The following is an 18,899-nucleotide window of genomic DNA, read 5'->3' as shown; positions in this document are numbered from 1 at the left end:
GCGCCGCACGATCCAGGAGAACCCAACGTGCCGCAACGACAGCCGCAAAATGCCCATCCGGCCGACGGCATCTACTTCGGGCTGATGTCGGGAACCAGCATGGACGGCGTCGATGGCGTCGCCGTGCGTTTCGAGGCCGGCCGTGCGCCGGTCGTGCTCGCGGAAGCGTTCGTCGGCTTCGCGCAATCGCTGCGCGACGCGCTGTTCGCGCTGCAGCAGCCCGGCGACGATGAAATCGACCGCGAATCGCTCGCGGCGAACGCGCTGGTCGCGCGTTATGCGGTGTGCTGCCATGAGTTGCAGCGCACGGCCGGGCTGTCGCGCGACGAGATCCGCGCGATCGGCGTGCACGGCCAGACCGTGCGCCATCGCCCCGAGCGCGGCTATACGCGGCAGATCAACAACCCGGCGCTGCTGGCCGAGCTGACCCAGCTCGACGTGATCGCCGATTTCCGCAGCCGCGACGTCGCCGCGGGCGGCCATGGCGCGCCGCTCGCGCCGGCCTTCCATGCGACGGTGTTCGGCGCGCCGGGCGAAACGCGCGTCGTCTGCAATCTCGGCGGGATCAGCAACATCACGATCCTGCCCGGCGAAGGCGGCGACGTGCGCGGCTTCGACTGCGGCCCCGCGAATGCGCTGCTCGACGAATGGGCGACCCGCCATCTCGGCAAGCCGTACGACGAGGGCGGCAAGTTCGCCGCGCGCGGCACCGTCCACGCGCCGCTGCTCGATGCGCTGCTCGACGAGCCGTATTTCGCCGCACCGCCGCCGAAAAGCACCGGGCGCGACCTGTTCAATCCCGCATGGCTCGACGCGAAGCTCACCGCGTTCGCGCAGGTCACGCCGGAGGACGTGCAAGCGACCCTTACCGCGCTCACGGCCGTGTCGGTCGCACGCGAGATCGCGCAGCACGCAGCGGGCTGCAAGGCCGTGTTCGTCTGCGGCGGCGGCGCACGCAATCCGGTGCTGCTCGACGCGCTCCGGAACGCACTGCGCGAGGCCGGCGTGCCGGCCACGGTCGATACGACGGCCGCGCTCGGCGTGCCGCCGCAGCAGGTCGAGGCGCTCGCATTCGCGTGGCTCGCGTACCGCTTCACCGCGCGCCAGCCCGGCAATCTCGCGACGGTCACGGGCGCAGCCGGCAATCGCGTGCTGGGCGCGCTCTATCCGCGCTGACGCTGCGCCTGCCGCACGGCGGGCGCCGCATCGTCAAGGCGCACGGGCATAAAAAACGGGGCATGAAGCCCCGTTTTTCATTCCGGCGAACCGGATCGGATCTGCCGTGTGCTCAGACCGAGAACGACGAGCCGCACCCGCAGGTGGTGCTCGCGTTCGGGTTCTTGATCACGAACTGGGCGCCGTTGAGGTCGTCCTTGTAGTCGATCTCGGCGCCGACCAGGTACTGGTAGCTCATCGAGTCGATCAGGAGCTGGACGCCGTTCTTGTTCATCACGGTGTCGTCCTCGTTGACTTCCTCGTCGAACGTGAAGCCATACTGGAAGCCGGAGCAGCCGCCGCCCTGCACGAACACGCGCAGCTTCAGGTCGGGATTGCCCTCTTCGTCGATCAGTTGCTTGACCTTGTCGGCTGCGGCGTCGGTGAAGACGAACGGAACCGGCATTTCGGCCGTCGTTGCTGCGGATTCGGTAACAGCGTTCATTGCGAACTCTCCAAAAAGCTTTAGCCGCTATTGTAGGGCCGATCAGAAGATCGTGCTGAAGTCCATGAAATCAATAGGTTCTTGTCGATTTCATCAAACTCGCCCGCGCGGGCCGCGGCAGCACGCGCCTGGAAGCGGACATAAAAAAACCGCCAGCGCGAACGCTGGCGGTTTTTCCGGCGGACGCCGCCCGGGAGCGGCGAGGCCATGAAGCGGAATTAACGCTTCGAGAACTGCTTTGCGCGACGTGCCTTGCGCAGACCAACCTTCTTACGCTCGACTTCACGTGCATCGCGCGTGACGAAGCCTGCGTTCGACAGCGACGGCTTCAGCGTCGCATCGTAGTCGATCAGTGCACGGGTGATGCCGTGGCGCACTGCACCTGCCTGACCCGTTTCGCCGCCGCCGTTGACGTTGACCTTGATGTCGAACGTCTGGCCGTGGTTCGTGAGTTCCAGCGGTTGACGCACGATCATCAGCGACGTTTCGCGCGAGAAGTAGTCAGCGATGGGCTTGCCGTTGACGATGATGTCGCCCTTGCCAGCCTTGATGAAGACACGTGCGACTGCGCTCTTGCGGCGGCCCGTACCGTAGTTCCAGTTACCGATCATGTGGGCTCCCCTTAGATCTCGAGCGCCTTCGGCTGTTGCGCCGAATGCGGATGCGTAGCTTCAGCGTAGACCTTCAGCTTCTTGATCATCGCGTAGCCGAGCGGGCCCTTCGGCAGCATGCCCTTGACCGCTTTCTCGAGCGCGCGGCCCGGGAAGCGTTCTTGCATCTTGCCGAACGTCGTTTCATAGATGCCGCCCGGGTAGCCCGAGTGACGGTAGTACTTCTTGTCCAGAGTCTTGTTGCCCGTGACCTTCAACTTGCTTGCGTTGATGATGATGATGAAATCACCAGTGTCGACGTGCGGGGTGAACTCAGGCTTGTGCTTGCCGCGCAGACGGCGTGCCACTTCGCTGGCAACACGGCCGAGAACCTTATCCGTCGCGTCAATCACGTACCATTCGCGCGTCACCTCATGGGCTTTTGCGGAAAACGTCTTCATGATCGATCCAAAAAAATTGCTTAGCCCGATGTGTTCTTCCTGCTTGTCTGTGTGCGCTTCGAGGCGCGGTGCAGGCTCTCCCTGTTCTTTTTCCGTGGGCATGAATGCGGAAAAGCCCTGAATTATAAAGGAAATACGGCAACGCGGTCAAAGGGAATCCACTCCCCGTGCCCACGGCGGCCGAAATGGGCCAAAATCCGTTCGTGCCCCGACAAGCCAGGCGAACCGAGCGCCCGGGGAGGCACCCATCGACGCGCGGCACATGACCATCCCGCGCCAGACCGGCCGAATCTGGAAAACAACAAACAAGCATGATGAATCAACGACTTACGCCCTTCCTTGCGGCCGCACTGCTGGCCGCCGCGGCGCCTGCCGTCGCCGCCCGCACCGACTGCGAAGCCAAGCTCGACGCACTCGATACCCGCATTACCGAAGCCCGCGCCGCCCATGCCGAGGATCGCGTCGCCCGCCTGCGCGCGGTGCGCGAACGCGTCCGCCACTTCTGCGCACGCGGCCATGGTCATGCGTCGGCCGTCCACGTGCCGGCGCCTGATGCACGCTCACCCGGCACGGCGCCCGGCGGCGCGACGTCACAGTCGGACGCAAAGCAACCTGCGTAACGATGCCGGGATGCCGGGATGCCGGGGCGCGCAAGCCGCGCGCCGATGTTTGCATGGGACGAAAAAAAGCCCGAACGGCTGGTTCGGGCTTAATCCACCATAGGAGGAGGGTGGAGGAGACATTCGGAGGTTGCCGCAGCGCGACAACCAATGAGGCTCATTATACGAATGCGTCGCCGACTTCACAAGAAAATTTGCATTACGAAATCAAACACCATAATGCGGAATATTTCGCATCTCGTTTGAAAAAATCATTTTCCCTTTGAAATCAATCACCTGATCCCGTCGGGCAGGCTCGAAAACGCCCCACTTCTAGAGCAAAACCCCTAAATCCGAGGGGGAAATGGCCGTCCGGCGCGTCGCTCGTGCGGCGCCGGCATTGCGCGTCGTGCAGCGCATCAGCCGTCCGTTGCGCAGCGGGCTACAATGCCGGATCGAATCCGAATCAGGCAACGCTGGAGTGCAAGCATGGAATGCAAAGTAAGCTGGATGGGCCAGGACGGCATGGCGTTTTCCGCCGAGACCGGCAGCGGCCACCTCGTCACGATGGATGGCGCGCCCGAAGGCGGCGGCCACAACCTCGCGCCGCGCCCGATGGAAATGGTGCTGCTCGGCACCGGCGGCTGCACGGCCTATGACGTCGTGCTGATCCTGAAGAAGAGCCGCCAGGAAGTCAGCGGCTGCTCGGTCACGCTGAAGGCCGAGCGCGCGAGCGAAGATCCGAAGGTGTTCACGAAGGTGCACTTCCACTTCACCGTCACCGGGCGCAACCTGAACCCGTCCACGGTCGAACGCGCGATCAACCTGTCGCACGACAAGTATTGCTCCGCGTCGATCATGATCGCGAAGACGGCCGAACTCACGCATTCGTTCGACATCGTCGCCGGCTGAACGCACGGCGAGCGCGCATGAAAAAAGGGCCGGCGCTCCGCGGGGAGACGCCGGCCCTTTCGCATTCGAACCGCAAAGCAGGCCGATAAGCCGGATTCTGTGCACGCTGCGCGCCGAAGCACGCAACGCGTGGCAGCCATTCCTCTAGGCGCGCCATTGCTGACGCGCTCAAGCTTCCTACCCGCAGACGAGACGGGGGCCCCGTCCTGCATCCGAAAATGCGCGCCTGCCTACTTGGAATTGCTCCGGGTGGAGGTTACCGTGCCGGCGAACGTCGCCGTCGCCGCGGTGCGCTCTTACCGCACCGTTTCACCCTTACCTGATCCCGGCTTGCGCCGGGCCATCGGCGGTTTGCTTTCTGTTGCCCTGTTCCGCGTGTCGCCACGGATGGCCGTTAGCCATCACCCTGCCCTGTGGAGTCCGGACTTTCCTCGCCCCCGCGCGCCCGAAGGCGGCGAGGCCGCGACTGCCTGGCCTGCTTTGCGACGCGCATTCTAGCACTGCGCGCCGCAGGCCGCATGGGGCCGGGTTCGTGCGACGGCGCGGTGGCTTACGCCAGCTTCCAGCCGATCGTCTCGCCGCCGCGCAGCGGCACGACGGGCGTATCGCCCGCGAAGATCTCGCGCGGCAGTTCCCATGCCTCGCGACGCAGCGTGACGGTCTCGGCGCTGCGCGGCAGCCCGTAGAAATCGGCGCCGAAGAAGCTCGCGAAGCCTTCCAGCTTGTCGAGCGCGCCGGCGGTGTCGAACGCTTCCGCATACAGTTCGAGCGCGTGCAGCGCCGTGTAGCAGCCCGCACAGCCGCACGCGGTTTCCTTCGCGTCGCGCGCGTGCGGTGCGCTGTCGGTGCCCAGGAAGAAGCGCGGGTTGCCCGACGTCGCGGCCTCGACCAGCGCGACGCGATGCGTCTCGCGCTTCAGCACCGGCAGGCAGTAGTAATGCGGGCGAATCCCGCCGACGAACAGCGCGTTGCGGTTGTACAGCAGGTGATGCGCGGTGATCGTCGCGCCGAGCAGGCCAGGCGCCGCGTCGGCGTCGCGCACGTAGTCGGCCGCATCCTTCGTCGTGATGTGCTCGAACACGACCTTCAGGCCCGGGAAATCGCGGCGCAGCGGCGTCATCACGCGGTCGATGAAGACCTTCTCGCGGTCGAACAGGTCGATCGACGCATCGGTCACCTCGCCGTGCACGAGCAGCGGCATGCCGGTTTCCTGCATCGCCTCGAGCGTCTTCGCGCATTTCGCGAGATCGGTGACGCCGTGGTCGGAATTCGTCGTCGCGCCCGCCGGATACAGCTTCACGCCGTGCACGAAGCCGCTTTCGCGCGCGCGGCGGATCTCGTCGGGCGGCGTGTTGTCGGTCAGGTACAGCGTCATCAGCGGTTCGAACGTCATTCCGGCCGGCAGCGCGGCCAGGATGCGCTCGCGATAGGCCTGCGCCTGCGCGGTGGTCGTCACCGGCGGCTTCAGGTTCGGCATGACGATCGCGCGGCCGAACTGTCGCGCGGTGTGCGGCAGCACGGCGGCCAGCATGTCGCCGTCGCGCAGGTGAAGGTGCCAGTCGTCGGGACGGGCGAGCGAGAGCGTCGCCGGGGAGGAAGCGTTCGAGGCAGTCATAGGAGGCGTCGTGAGGAACGGGCTGGCCATCGGCGGGGCCGGAACGCGCGTGCGCGGGCCGACTGACGGCAAACCGCAACACGGGGCCTTCGGCCGGCGGAATCCGCTTTTTACCGCTCAGGGCTCGGTGATATGCTAGAAGCCGCATTGTACCGGGGTTCGCCCGGTTCGTTACCCCCCGCCTCAGCCTGCTGCCCCAAGTAAAATGTGCCAACTCTTAGGAATGAACTGCGCCGCGCCGACGGACGTCACATTCTCCTTCACAGGTTTCGCGGCCCGGGGCGGGCTCACCGATCACCATGCCGACGGCTGGGGCATCGCGTTCTTCGAAGACAAGGCCTGCCGCCTGTTCATCGATCACCAGGCCTCGGCCACGTCGCCGATCGCCGAAATGGTGAAGCGCTACCCGATCAAGTCCAAGAACACGATCGCGCACATCCGCAAGGCGACGCAAGGCCACATCCTGCTGGAGAACAGCCATCCGTTCATGCGCGAGCTGTGGGGCCGGCACTGGATCTTCGCGCACAACGGCGACCTGCAGGACTACGCCCCGGACATGGACGGCAGCGTCTACCATCCGGTCGGCACGACCGACAGCGAACAGGCGTTCTGCGTGCTGATGCAGGGGCTGCGCGAAGCGTTCCCCGGCGCGCAGCCGCCGTTGCCCGAACTGTTCGAGCGCGTCGGCGAGCTGACGCGCGGCATCACCGATCACGGCGTGTTCAACTTCCTGATGTCGAACGGCCAGGCGCTGTTCGCGCATTGCTCGACGCGGCTGCACTACCTCGTGCGGCGCTGGCCGTTCTCGACCGCGCACCTCGTCGACGAAGACCTGTCGATCGACTTCGCGAAATACACGACGCCCGAGGATCGCGTCGCGGTGATCGCGACGCAGCCGCTCACCGACAACGAAGTCTGGACCGCGTTCGAGCCGGGCGAGCTGATCATGTTCCAGTGCGGCGACGTCGCCGCGCGGATGCGGATCCCGGTGCCGGAACGCGTGCTCGAGAAGTTGCGCAATCCGTCGCTCGACGCGTCGGCATCGGCGCCGCGCGACACGCGCGAGGTGCTCGCCACCGCCGCCGAAGTCGATTCCGACGACGCGATCGACTTCTGAGCCCGGCGCCCGCGCCCTCTTCCCTTCACGTTTTCGCCGCTGTGCGGCAAGTCGGCGGCGCGCCGCGTCCGATCGCGGCGGCGACTTGGTACGCAGGCGATTCGGCGACGTTCGCTATCGGCGTCAATGACCCTCCCCGCACCGATCTCCCTTCATCCGGACTAAAGTCCGGCATATCGAAGCGCCGCCACACCATATTCGTTTAATTTAATTTATTTTCAAACGAAAGAAATTAAAAGGCGAAAAATAATATACGTCAGGCAAGCATATAATCCGGGCGACGGCATTTTAACGCACCAATCTGGCGTAAAACGTGCGCCACCTCACCGAGCCGGCAATCGCTGACTCACATCGCCAGAATCCACCCGCCCCTTACCCGATAAGGCTTTCAGTTCGATTCGTCACACAATCCAGAAATACCGGATGAAATCGACATGATTGCCGCATTTGTTAGCTTCCCGACAATCCATCGCCTGCACGATCAATAGACTCCGCCCCATCCTCGGTGTAACGAATCGCGATTCGCGGAGAAACGGCCACGGCCGCCGCACCCCCATTCACGCCATTCTCCACCGCGGATTGCGATTTCACTGCACCACGGTGAAAACCACATCAAAACAAGAGATAGGGGCTTGTCGTGAATCATTCATTTCGATCGATATGGAACGAGGCCACCGGCTGCTGGATTGCGGCCGCGGAAACCGCACGGGCGCGCGGCAAGCGTTCGGGCGGCGCATCCGGCACGAGCCGCCGCGCCGCGCTCGCGGCGACGCACCGGGCATCGCTTCGCATCGCGGCAGTCGGCGCCGCGCTGGCCGCACTGTCGGCCGGCTCCGCGTACGCATCGACGTGCGGCAGCGGCGCGGCCATCGCGAGCGGCGGCACCTGCGCGCCCGGCAGTTTCAGCCCGACCGTCAACGACAACCTGGCAGGCTCCGCCACCGTCTCGGGCGGCGACACCGTCGGCGTGTCGGGCGCATGGACCGGTGCCGGCGGCGACCCGGGCTACACGCTCACGCCGATCGGCAGCACGACCATCGTGTCGGGCAACCCGAACCAGCCGCTGCTGTCGCTCGGCGGCAAGACACGCAGCGTCAGCACACCCGACTCGATCACCGGCACCCACACGTCGGTCGCGACCTACGACTCGTCCGCGTTCGCCGCGTCGACGGCCGGCACGACCGCGGTACCCGTCTACCACGACGTGAACGGCGATCAGTATGTGAACGCGCGCATCGGCACCGTCGCCGCCACCGGCGGCACGCTCAACGTGTCGATCGGCAATGCGGCGAACGCGCCCGATGCAGCCGGCAACGCGATCGAGATGGCCGCGAAGCAGACCGACCTGACGTTCGCGGACGGCACGGGTGCCGCGAAAAGCACCGTCACCTGGAACTCGCGCAACCAGGTCCGGTTCACCACCGGCGACTATCTTGCGGACGGCGGCGCCGTCGGCAGCCGCCAGCTCGACGTGCCGGCCTACGCGGGCACCTTCACTGCATTCGACGGCAGCACGTGGAAGGTCACCGACGCCACATCGCTCGCCGCGTACAACGACTTTCTCGTGCGCTCGGTGCAAAGCGGCGCGCTCGGTTCGCAGGCCGCCTACGACAGCGCGCTCGGCCAGGCCGTCACGTTCTCGCAGCAATCCTTCCAGTATCAGAACAACGTGTCCCCGGGCGACAAGAACACGCTGCCGATCGGTTTCCTGTCGGCGATGCACGGCACGGGCGCGAACGCCACACTGCAGATCGGCAAGGACGGCCAGATCGACTTCCGCGGCGTCAACACGATCGACTCGAGCTCGGCCGTCCTCGCGGAAAACGGCGCGCACTTCATCAACGACGGGCGCCTGTCGGGCGACTTCACGCTGGTGCGCCTGCTGAGCGGCGCAAGCGGCGTCAACAACGGCGTGATCTCGTCCGGGTACGCGTCCGGCGACGACTTCGACACGAGCGGCAGCGCGCCGCCGAACAACTTCGGCTACCACGCGTACACCGAAGGCAACGGCGTGTTTGCGAACGGCGCGGGCACGTCGTTCGTCAACCACGGCGTGATGAACGTCGGCGCGTGGACGCTCGACGGCAACCAGCCGGACCTGCAGAACTACGCGGTCGCCGTGACAGGCGGCGCGACCGCGTCGAACGCCGGCACGATCAATGTCGGCGTCAATGCGACGACGCTCGACAGCCAGGTGATCGGCGGCCTCGTCGATGGCGGCAGCTTCACGAACGAAGCGGGCGGCACGATCACCCTCGGCCGCTCGGCGCAGTACGCGCCCGGCGGAACGGCAAGCGACGTCGCACTCGCTGCGCACGCATACGGCATCCTGCTCGGCAATTCCGGCACCGCGAGCAACCTCGGCACGATCGTGATCGGCTCGCAAACGCAGAACGGCGCCGCGCTGGCGAGCATCGGCTCGGCGTCCGGCACGCTGACCAACGCGGGCGCGATCGTCGTCAACGGCGCGGCGTCCGGCACGCCGCTCGCCAACGTCGGCATGCTCGCGGCCAATACGGCCGCGACCGTGACCAACACCGGCACCATCACGCTGAATGGCGTCAACGGCATCGGCATCATGGTCGTCGGCACCGGGGCGCAGGCAACGTCCGCGCTGTCGAGCGGCACGATCAACGTCGCCGGCGGCCTCGATCCGGCCTCGGGCACGCGTAACTACGGCGTGTGGGCCGAAGGGCCGCGCGCCACGGCCACGCTCGACGGCGCGCTCAACCTGACGGGCACCGGCGCGATCGGCGTGCATGCACGCTCGGGCGCGACGATCAACGTCGGCGCCAATGCCGTGCCGGCCTTCATGTCGGGCGCCAACCAGATCGGCTTCTACGCGTATGGCGCGGGCTCGAAGATCAACGTCGCCGCGCAGCACCTGAGCGTCGACACCGACGATTCGACGCTGTTCCGCGTCGCGGGCGGCGCGGCCTACACGGGCACGTCGACGGCCGGCGCGCTGACGACCGACGTCAACGGCCAGCGCGCGCACGGCGTGCTCGCGACCGACGCCGGCACCGTGCTGTCGACCGGCAACGCGATCTACAACGTCCACGGCGCGAACGGCATCGCGATCGCGGTGGAAGGCGGCGCTCAAGGCACGATCGACGCGGGCGCGACGATCAACCTGAACGCGGCCGGTGCGATCGCCGGCGTCGTCGACGGCCAGGCGCACGACCTCGCCGGCGCCAATGCCGGCGCACCGGTCGCCACGACGCTCACCAACCACGCCGCGGTCACGTCGTCGACGGCCGGTGTCACCGGCTTCGTCGCGCAGAACCTCGGCACGCTCGAGAACCGCGACACGGTGCTGCTGACGGGCGCCGGCTCGACCGGCGTCGTGATCGGCACGCTCGGCACGGTGAACAACGCGTCGACGATCCGCGTATCCGACGGCACCGGCGCGCTCGTCCAGGGTGCGTCGGCAACGCTCGCCAACGCCGGTTCGATCGAAGCCGACGACGGCATCGCGGGCGTCCACCTGACGGGCGCCGGCGCATCGGTCGCGCTGTCGGGCGCCGGCACCGTGATCGCAAACGGCAGCGCCGACGGCGTGCTGATCGACTCGACCGTGACGGGCGGCGGGCTGGCAGCCGGCGCGACATCGATCGCGGTCGGCGGCTCGGGCAACGGGATCGACAACCAGGGAACGAACGCGACGATCGCGCTGGCCGGCACGCAGATCGGCACGACCGGCCGTGGCGCCGACGGCCTGTCGTCGACGGGAGCCGGCGCGCGCATCGCGACCGATGCAGCGACCGTCGTCAGGACCACCGGCGACAACGCGCGTGGCTTCTTCGTGTCGGGGGCGGATTCGACGCTGGCGGCCAACGGCACGACCGTTGCGACGACCGGCGCGGGTTCGGCCGCGATCGTGACGACCGGCGGCGCGACCGCGCTGCTGTCGGATGCGAAGGTCACCACGTCGGGCGCGACGTCCGACGGCCTCGTCGCGCAAAACGGCGGCCGCATCGGCGACACGGGCTCGACGATCGCCAGCGCCGCCGGCAACGGCGCCACCGCCGACAGCGGCGGCGTGCTCGCGTTGACCGGCACGACGCTCAAGGGTGCGACGGCCGGCGTGCTGATGTCCGATACGCTCGCAAACGGCGCGACGAGCTCGGTGCTCGTCGACGGCGGCAGCGTCGCGTCCGTCACCGGGCCGGCTTTCGCGGTGCGCGGCGGCACGGCCGACATCGCCGTGCGCAACGGCACGGTCGTGACGGCCGGCAACGGCACGCTGCTCGACCTGTCGAACGGCAGCCGCGCCACCTTCACCGCATCCGCCGTGAACCTGGCCGGCGACATCGTCTCCGACGCTTCGAGCGCCGGCAACGTGTTCCTCGCGAACGGCACGACGCTGACCGGCAAGATCGATCCGGTCGCACTGACCGTCGACAACACCAGCACGTGGCGCATGACGGGCAGCTCGGTGCTGAGCAGCCTGAACAACGCGGGCCTCGTCGCATTCGCCGCACCGACCGGTTCGCCGACGCTCCCGGGCAGCTACAAGACGCTGACGACCGGCAGCTACGTCGGCAACGGCGGCACGATCGCGCTCAACACGTTCCTCGGCGCCGACGCCTCGCCGACCGATCGGGTGATCGTGAACGGCGGCGCGGCGAGCGGCACGACGGGCCTGAAGATCGCCAACACGGCCGGCACCGGCGCACAGACGAAGGGCGACGGGATTCCGGTGGTCGTCACGGCCAACGGCGGCACGACCACCGCATCGGCGTTCCAGCTCGCGGGCCCCGTGCAGGCGGGCGCGTACGAATACCGGCTCTATCGCGGCGGGCAAGCCGACGCGAACGGCTGGTACCTGCGGTCGCAACTCGATCCGTCGGACCCCGGCGACCCGATCCACCCGTCCGGCGGCGGTGACGGCGGCAACAACGGGAATGGCAACGGCGGCACGCTCGCGTATCGCCCCGGGGTCTCGGGCTATGCCCTCACACCGCTGCTCAACGCCGACTACGGCTTCTCCACGCTGGGCAAGCTGCACGAGCGCGTCGGCGACATCTACAACCTCGAAAAGCAGCAGCCGGGCAATCGCGACGGCGTGTGGGGGCGCATCGGCGGTCAGAGCCTCGATGCAAACGCGGGGCGCTTCGCGGCCGACGAGCGGACGTTCTTCGCGCAGTTCGGCAAGGACTGGACGCTCGACCCGGCACCGAACGGCGGCGGCAGCACGCATGCGGGCGTGACGGCCAGCATCGGCGTGTCGAACGCAAGCTTCAGCGACATGGCGCGCGCGGATACGGCCAACCTGTCGACGTCGACGGGTTCGGTCGAGATGCACGCGCAGAGCATCGGCGGCTACTGGACGAAGTACCTGTCCGACGGCACGTACTTCGACAGCGTCGGGCAGGTCACGCACTACGGCAACCGCTACCGCGACAGCTATGGCAACGAGGCGTCGCAGAACGGCTTCGGCATCGCACTGTCGCAGGAAGTCGGCAAGCCGTTCGCGATCGGTGCGCTGCCGGTCGCGGTCGAGCCGCAGGCGCAGCTGATGTACCAGTACCTGAAGCTGAACGGGTTCAACGACAACGTCTCGGCAGTATCGGGTACGACGACGAACGCGCTGCGCGGCCGCGTCGGCGTGCGCATCTTCCGGCCGAACCTCCAGTCGGATTCAGGCGGCGGCGCCGCCACGCCGTACTTCACGGCCGACGTGCTGCACGACTTCGTGTCGCCGGGCCAGACCGTCGTCGGCGGCACGCCGTTCGCGACGCATCTCGGCCGCACGTGGTACGAACTCGGCGTCGGCGTGACCGCGGGCTTCGGCAAGTCGGGCGAGCTGTACGCGAACGCGAAGATCGCGCGCAACATCGGCGGCGACTACCGGCGCGGCATCGTCGGGCAGGTCGGCTACCGCTACAGCTGGTAACGGCGCGCACCCGCGTAACGGCGGACGAAAAAAAACCGCCCGGCGCTCGGCCGGGCGGTTTTCGTATCGGCGCATCGGCAGCGCCGACGCGCGCGAACGCTCAGTGCAGGATCTTCGCGAGGAAGTCCTTCGCGCGTTCCGATTTCGGATTCGAGAAGAAATCGTCCTTGCGGTCGTCCTCGACGATCGCGCCCTTGTCCATGAAGATCACGCGATGGGCGACCTTCTTCGCGAAGCCCATCTCGTGCGTGACGACCATCATCGTCATCCCTTCCTGCGCGAGTTCGACCATCACGTCGAGCACTTCATTGATCATCTCGGGGTCGAGCGCGGACGTCGGCTCGTCGAACAGCATCGCGATCGGATCCATCGACAACGCGCGCGCGATCGCGACACGCTGCTGCTGGCCGCCCGACAGCTGGCCCGGGAACTTGTGCGCATGCGCCTTCAGGCCGACGCGGTCGAGCAGCTTCATGCCCTTCTCGTTCGCCTCGTCCTTGCCGCGGCCGAGCACCTTGATCTGCGCGAGCGTCAGGTTCTCGGTAATCGACAGGTGCGGGAACAGCTCGAAATGCTGGAACACCATCCCGACCTTCGAGCGCAGCTTCGACAGGTTCGTCTTCTTGTCGCCGACCGACTGGCCGTTCACGAGGATCTCGCCCTGCTGGAACGGCTCGAGGCCGTTCACGGTCTTGATCAGCGTGGATTTACCCGAGCCCGACGGGCCGCACACGACGACCACTTCGCCTTTCTTGACCTCGGTCGTGCAGTCGGTGAGAACCTGAAACTGGCCGTACCACTTCGAAACGTTCTTGATGGAAATCATCTTGTGACCTTTTTCTGGAGACCCTTGACGAGTGCAGACGCCAACGAGCAAATCACGAAATAGCATGCGCCGGCGAACAGGACCATCTCGACGGTCGTGCCGTCGCGATCGCCGATGTTGGCCGCCGTGCGGAAGAAGTCCGCGAGACTGATCACGTACACGAGCGACGTATCCTGGAACAGGACGATCGCCTGCGTGAGCAGCAGCGGCACCATCGCGCGGAACGCCTGCGGCAGGATCACGAGGCGCATCGCCTGCGCGTAGTTCATGCCGAGCGCGAACGCGGCATTCACCTGCCCGCGCGGCACCGCCTGGATGCCGGCGCGGATGATCTCGGAATAATACGCGGCTTCGAACAGCGAGAACGCGACCATCGCCGAGGCGAGACGGATGTCGATCGTCGGCGACAACCCGAGCACGCCCTGCAGCAGCTGCGGCACGATCAGGAAGAACCACAGCAGCACCATCACGAGCGGGATGGAACGGAACACCGTCACGTACGCTTTCGCGAACCATGCGAGCGGCGTCACGCCCGACAGCCGCAGCAGCGCGAGCAGCGTGCCCCAGACGATCCCGACCACGATCGCGATCAGCGTGATCTGGAACGTGACGACCGCCCCCGTCCACAGCGTCGGCAGCGCGCCGGGAATACTACTCCAGTCGAACTGATGCATCACTTGCCTCCGATATAGCCGGGCAGCCGCGTACGGCCTTCGATCCAGCGCATGAACGCCATCACGACGAGGTTGATGATCACGTAGGCGAGCGTCACCGCGATGAACGATTCATACGTCTGCGCGGTGTAGTCGACGAGCTGGCGCGCCTGCGCGGACAGGTCGAGCAGGCCGATCGTCGACGCGACGGCGGAGTTCTTGAAGATGTTCAGGAATTCCGACGTGAGCGGCGGCACGATGATCCGGTACGCAACGGGCAGCAGCACGTAGCGGTACGTCTGCCATTGCGTGAAGCCCATCGCGAGACCGGCGGCGCGCTGGCCCTTCGGCAGCGCGTTGATCCCCGAGCGCACCTGTTCGCACACGCGCGCGCCCGTGAACAGGCCGAGACAGATGATCGACGCGGTAAAGAACTGCGTGGCGGGCGGCAACTGCTTGATCCAGGTGCCGATCGACGCGGGCAGCAGCTCCGGTATCACGAGATACCAGATGAAGAACTGCACGATCAGCGGAATGTTCCGGAAGATCGACACGTACAGGGTACCGATCGCGGACAGCCATTTGTTCGGCACGGTGCGCAGCACGCCGAACAGCGAACCGACGATCAGCGCGATGACCCAGGCGACGAGCGACACTTCGATGGTCACCCAGAAGCCGGACATCAGCCATCCGAAATAAGTCGTCGGCTCGCCGGTCGATACGGGGCTCAGGAAGATGCCCCAGTTCCAGTGGTAAGACATGGGCAAGACTCCAGCAAAAAGAGACGGAAGAAGCGTGGCCTCTTCCGTCTCATTAGCGTCATTTCTGCATCAACGGCCGTGCGGTCAGTCGAGCGCCTTGTCGTTCGGGTTCGCGTACAGCTTCTTCATCGAATCGGACAGCGGGAAGTTCAGGTTCAGCCCCTTCGGCGGGATCGGGTTCTCGAACCACTTCGCGTAGATCTTCGCGGCTTCGCCCGACTTCTCGACTTGCGAGATCGCGTCGTCGACGACCTTCTTGAAGTCCGCATCGCCCTTGCGCATCATGCAGCCGTACGCCTCTTCCGATTGCGGCGTGCCGACGATCACCCACTCGGCCGGCTGCTTCGCCTTCGCGCGTTCGCCCGCGAGCAGCGCGTCATCCATCATGAACGCGACCGCGCGGCCCGATTCCAGCGTATTGAACGAATCGCCGTGATCCTTCGCGCTGATGATGTTCATGCCGAGCTGCTTGTCGTTGTTCATCTTGCGCAGCAGGCGCTCGGACGTCGTGCCGGCGGTGGTCACGACCGTCTTGCCCTTCAGGTCGGCGAAATCCTTGACGCCCGAATCCTTCTTCGTCATCAGGCGCGTGCCGATCACGAAGATCGTGTCGGAGAACGAGGCCTGCTGCTGGCGTTCCGCGTTGTTGGTGGTCGAGCCGCACTCGATGTCGACCGTGCCGTTCTGCACGAGCGGGATGCGGTTCTGCGACGTGACCGGAATGTTCTTCACCTGCAGGTTCGGCAGGTTCAGCTTCTTCTTCACCGCGTCCACCACCTTCAGCTGGAATTCGCGCGAATAGCCGACCACCTGCTGGTTCTGGTCGTAGTAGGAGAACGGAATCGACGATTCGCGGTGCCCCAGCGCGATCACGCCCGTGTCCTTGATCTTCTTCAGCGTGCCCGTCTCCTGAGCATGCGCGCCACTTGCGAACGCGCAAAGCGCCGCGAACATCAGGACTGCCTTTTGGTATTTCATTTTGGTCATCTCCTTGGCTAAAACCCGCGCCAGTGTATCAAAGTAATATTTTTGAAAGTACTGGTTGTTTACCGCACTACGAATCGCGCTGCGCGAAGCCTTCCTCCCGGCTTCGGGCGCCCCTTCCGGCGCCTGAATGCGCGCGCGGGCGATGCCGGATTCGGCACCGCCCGCGAGGGTTCATGCACGCAACCGGATGGATTGCGTCATGGATTGATCGTAGTCAACCGATCTGAAATCGGCAACTGCCGATCAGGGGTACAGGCCGCGCATTTCGCGCGCCATCAGGATGCGCTTGCACGCAACGATGAACGCTGCGGTACGCACCGACACCTTGTGCTCTTCCGCGACCGCCCACACGCCGGAGAACGCTTCGCGCATCACGCGTTCGAGACGGTGGTTGATCTCGTCTTCCGTCCAGAAGAAGCTCGAGAAATCCTGCACCCATTCGAAGTACGACACGGTCACGCCACCCGCGTTCGCGATCACGTCCGGGATCACCAGCACGCCGTTCGCGGTCAGGATGTCGTCCGCCGCCGTGGTCGTCGGGCCGTTCGCGCCTTCGACGATGATCTTCGTGCGGATCTTCCCTGCGTTCTTCTCGGTGATCTGGTTTTCCAGTGCCGCCGGGATCAGGATGTCGGTTTCGACCGTCCAGAACTCGTCATTCGGCATCGGCTCCGCGCCTTCGAAGCCCGCGACGCCGCCCGTGCGTGCGACGTGGTCGAGCAGCTTGTTCGAATCCAGACCGGCCGGCTGGTAGATCGTGCCCGTGTGATCCTGCACCGCGATCACCTTCGCACCCGCTTCCTGGAACAGCTTCGCCGCGATGCCGCCGACGTTGCCGAAGCCCTGCACCGCGATGCGTGCGCCTTCAATCTCGAGGCCCTTCTTCTTCGCCGCTTCGCTGCCGACGACGAACACGCCGCGGCCCGTTGCTTCCTTGCGGCCGAGCGAACCGCCGAGCGCGATCGGCTTGCCGGTCACGACGCCGGTCGACGTCTGGCCCTGGTTCATCGAGTACGTGTCCATCATCCACGCCATCACCTGTTCGTTGGTGTTGACGTCCGGCGCCGGAATGTCGGTGTTCGGGCCGATGATGATGCCGATTTCGCTGGTGTAGCGGCGCGTCACGCGCTCGAGCTCACCACGCGACAGCTTGCGCGGGTCGACACGGATACCGCCCTTCGCGCCGCCGTACGGCACGTTCACGGCCGCGTTCTTGACCGACATCCATGCGGACAGTGCCATCACTTCCGACAGCGTCACGTCCTGGTGGTAGCGCACGCCGCCCTTGCCCGGGCCGCGCGACACGTTGTGCTGCACGCGATAGCCTTCGAAGTGCGCGACGGTCCCGTTATCGAGCTCGATGGGGCAGTCGACGATCAGGATGCGCTTCGGGCGCTTCAGCGTTTCGAGCCAGCGCGACAGCGAGCCGAGATACGGCGCGACGCGATCGACTTGCTGAAGGTAGTTGCCCCACGGGCCGAGATCGTCGGCGTGCAGGTAGGACGGGATGGACTGCAATTGCGAAGACATGGATGCTCCAACGGTCAACAGGTGCGCACATTGTCGAAAAACCCGTTTTTTTTATCCAATGCCGTTTGCTTATTCGATTATGCGTTTCTTGCATGATCGCGATTTTTCGCAAATCTGCGGTCGATTTGCGCAAGAACGCCCGCGATCGATCGTGCATCGCGTGCGTGAAAAAACGTGTTTCCTGGCGGCGGGACGGCCGTCGGACAGCCGTCCGACAGGCTTCGCAAGCTCGACGACAGCAGGCTGGCGGTTAGCCGCCCGCGGTTAACCCGCGGTTTCGCGCAACTCGTCGCGCACGACGTCCCACAGCGCACGCACGAGCTTCTGGCGGGGATCGTCGCCCTGCAACGCGAGCTTGTCGCAGTACAGCCGGATCTCCATCGTCAGCGTGAACGGGTGCGCGCCGCCGCGCACCGACCGGTCGAGCCGGATCAGGCGGCCGCCCGCGACCGCATCCTCGACCGCGCTGTGCGGCAGGAACGCGACCCCGTGGCCCGCGAGCGCCATCGCCTTCAGCCCTTCGGCCATGTCGGTCTCGTAGACGCGATCGAGGAACAGCGGTGTCGTCGCATTCGCGACGATGACTTCCGTCATCCGGCCGAGATACGCGTTCGGCGTATAGGACAGGTACGGCACGCGTGCGTCGGCCGTGCCGGGCAGCGTATAGCGCGGCCGCCCCGCGCGGCCCGGCGCCGAGAACGGGCTGATCGGCTCGCTGCCGAGGATCAGCATGTCGTAGCGCGCCGGGTCGAGCGCGACCGGATGGCTCGGGTGGTGGTAGCCCATCACGAGATCGCAGCCGCCCTCGACGAGCGACAGCACCGCATCGTGCACGTTCAGCGCGCGCAGCCGCGTGTGGACCTGGCCCATCTTCGCCTCGATCCGCTGCAGCCAGCGCGGAAAATACGTGAGCGACAGCGTGTGCGGCACCGCGAACTCGATCGTCGGCACCGGCGCGCCGACGTGGCCGCGCAGCAGCGTGCGCGCCTCGTGCGCCTGCGACAGCATCGTCAGCGCCTGTTCGTAGAAGATCTGCCCGGCCTGCGTGAGCCGCGTCGGATAGACCGAACGATCGATCAGTTCGGTCGCGAGCCATGCCTCGAGCGCCTGGATGCGCCGCGAAAACGCCGGCTGCGACACGTGCCGCAGCTCGGCGGACCGGCTAAAGCTGCGCGTTTCCGCGAGCGAAACGAAGTCTTCGAGCCATTTCAGTTCCATGCAGGCGGGCGCGGCGGGCGGCGGTCGGGAAGAAGCCTGCATTCTACCGGCGGGTGGGCCCGGCCGGCGGT

Annotated in this window: 16 protein-coding genes and 1 other RNA gene; 5 read left to right on the top strand and 12 right to left on the bottom strand. The window is 66.0% G+C overall.

Annotated features, from left to right (window positions below):
* The first annotated feature begins 27 nt into the window (after positions 1–27).
* Positions 28–1,176: an anhydro-N-acetylmuramic acid kinase gene (locus tag G3N98_RS17935; RefSeq protein ID WP_206148801.1), complete on the top strand. Its 1,149-nt coding sequence runs from the start codon at positions 28–30 to the stop codon at positions 1,174–1,176.
* Positions 1,177–1,288: 112 nt separating this feature from the next.
* On the opposite strand, the gene erpA is transcribed toward G3N98_RS17935, so the two are convergent.
* From erpA to rplM, 4 genes are read right to left on the bottom strand one after another with little or no spacing between them, the layout of a single operon-like run.
* Positions 1,289–1,660: an iron-sulfur cluster insertion protein ErpA gene (gene erpA / locus G3N98_RS17930; RefSeq protein WP_011350956.1), complete on the bottom strand. Its 372-nt coding sequence runs from the start codon at positions 1,658–1,660 to the stop codon at positions 1,289–1,291.
* A gap of 20 nt (positions 1,661–1,680) precedes the next feature.
* Positions 1,681–1,869: a hypothetical protein gene (locus G3N98_RS17925; RefSeq protein ID WP_179254788.1), complete on the bottom strand. Its 189-nt coding sequence runs from the start codon at positions 1,867–1,869 to the stop codon at positions 1,681–1,683.
* A gap of 9 nt (positions 1,870–1,878) precedes the next feature.
* A complete protein-coding gene (gene rpsI, locus G3N98_RS17920; protein WP_011883283.1) occupies positions 1,879–2,271 on the bottom strand; it encodes a 30S ribosomal protein S9 in 393 nt (130 codons plus the stop codon).
* Positions 2,272–2,282: 11 nt separating this feature from the next.
* A complete protein-coding gene (gene rplM / locus G3N98_RS17915; protein ID WP_009687896.1) occupies positions 2,283–2,711 on the bottom strand; it encodes a 50S ribosomal protein L13 in 429 nt (142 codons plus the stop codon).
* 311 nt (positions 2,712–3,022) lie between these two features.
* On the opposite strand from rplM, the gene G3N98_RS17910 reads away from it, so the two are divergent.
* Both G3N98_RS17910 and G3N98_RS17905 read left to right on the top strand, forming a co-directional pair.
* Positions 3,023–3,331 (top strand): DUF1090 family protein, encoded by a 309-nt coding sequence (locus G3N98_RS17910; protein WP_206148800.1) that lies wholly within the window; start codon positions 3,023–3,025, stop codon positions 3,329–3,331.
* A 426-nt stretch (positions 3,332–3,757) separates the two neighbouring features.
* Complete coding sequence (locus tag G3N98_RS17905; protein WP_172625585.1) at positions 3,758–4,222, top strand: OsmC family protein; 465 nt, start codon at positions 3,758–3,760, stop codon at positions 4,220–4,222.
* Between the two features lie 70 nt (positions 4,223–4,292).
* Here the strand turns inward: G3N98_RS17905 and rnpB are convergent.
* An RNA gene (gene rnpB, locus G3N98_RS17900) (RNase P RNA component class A) lies at positions 4,293–4,704 on the bottom strand.
* A gap of 68 nt (positions 4,705–4,772) precedes the next feature.
* Complete coding sequence (gene pyrC, locus G3N98_RS17895; RefSeq protein WP_011350953.1) at positions 4,773–5,837, bottom strand: dihydroorotase; 1,065 nt, start codon at positions 5,835–5,837, stop codon at positions 4,773–4,775.
* A 205-nt stretch (positions 5,838–6,042) separates the two neighbouring features.
* Between pyrC and G3N98_RS17890 the strand changes: the two genes are divergently transcribed.
* Complete coding sequence (locus G3N98_RS17890; RefSeq protein WP_039361465.1) at positions 6,043–6,954, top strand: class II glutamine amidotransferase; 912 nt, start codon at positions 6,043–6,045, stop codon at positions 6,952–6,954.
* 637 nt (positions 6,955–7,591) lie between these two features.
* Positions 7,592–12,853, top strand: a complete 5,262-nt coding sequence (locus tag G3N98_RS17885; protein WP_206148799.1) for an autotransporter outer membrane beta-barrel domain-containing protein — start codon at positions 7,592–7,594, stop codon at positions 12,851–12,853.
* A 100-nt stretch (positions 12,854–12,953) separates the two neighbouring features.
* Here the strand turns inward: G3N98_RS17885 and G3N98_RS17880 are convergent, their stop codons facing one another.
* From G3N98_RS17880 to G3N98_RS17855, 6 genes are all read right to left on the bottom strand, one after another.
* Positions 12,954–13,679: an amino acid ABC transporter ATP-binding protein gene (locus G3N98_RS17880; RefSeq protein ID WP_046544940.1), complete on the bottom strand. Its 726-nt coding sequence runs from the start codon at positions 13,677–13,679 to the stop codon at positions 12,954–12,956.
* Positions 13,676–14,353: a glutamate/aspartate ABC transporter permease GltK gene (gene gltK, locus G3N98_RS17875; protein WP_089424495.1), complete on the bottom strand. Its 678-nt coding sequence runs from the start codon at positions 14,351–14,353 to the stop codon at positions 13,676–13,678. The genes G3N98_RS17880 and gltK overlap by 4 nt, the downstream gene beginning before the upstream one ends.
* Positions 14,353–15,093 (bottom strand): amino acid ABC transporter permease, encoded by a 741-nt coding sequence (locus G3N98_RS17870; protein WP_089424494.1) that lies wholly within the window; start codon positions 15,091–15,093, stop codon positions 14,353–14,355. The genes gltK and G3N98_RS17870 overlap by 1 nt, the downstream gene beginning before the upstream one ends.
* 84 nt (positions 15,094–15,177) lie before the next feature.
* Positions 15,178–16,071 (bottom strand): glutamate/aspartate ABC transporter substrate-binding protein, encoded by an 894-nt coding sequence (locus tag G3N98_RS17865; protein ID WP_175238197.1) that lies wholly within the window; start codon positions 16,069–16,071, stop codon positions 15,178–15,180.
* Positions 16,072–16,323: 252 nt separating this feature from the next.
* Positions 16,324–17,610 (bottom strand): Glu/Leu/Phe/Val dehydrogenase, encoded by a 1,287-nt coding sequence (locus G3N98_RS17860; protein WP_011350945.1) that lies wholly within the window; start codon positions 17,608–17,610, stop codon positions 16,324–16,326.
* Positions 17,611–17,874: 264 nt separating this feature from the next.
* Positions 17,875–18,828 carry a LysR substrate-binding domain-containing protein gene (locus G3N98_RS17855; protein WP_089424492.1) on the bottom strand — a complete coding sequence of 318 codons (954 nt, stop codon included), beginning with the start codon at positions 18,826–18,828 and terminating at the stop codon, positions 17,875–17,877.
* Between the last annotated feature and the right edge of the window lie 71 nt (positions 18,829–18,899).

This window comes from Burkholderia sp. Tr-20390, from assembly GCF_017104595.1.
Lineage (GTDB): Bacteria > Pseudomonadota > Gammaproteobacteria > Burkholderiales > Burkholderiaceae > Burkholderia.
This window is presented reverse-complemented; position numbering and strand designations above follow the sequence as displayed.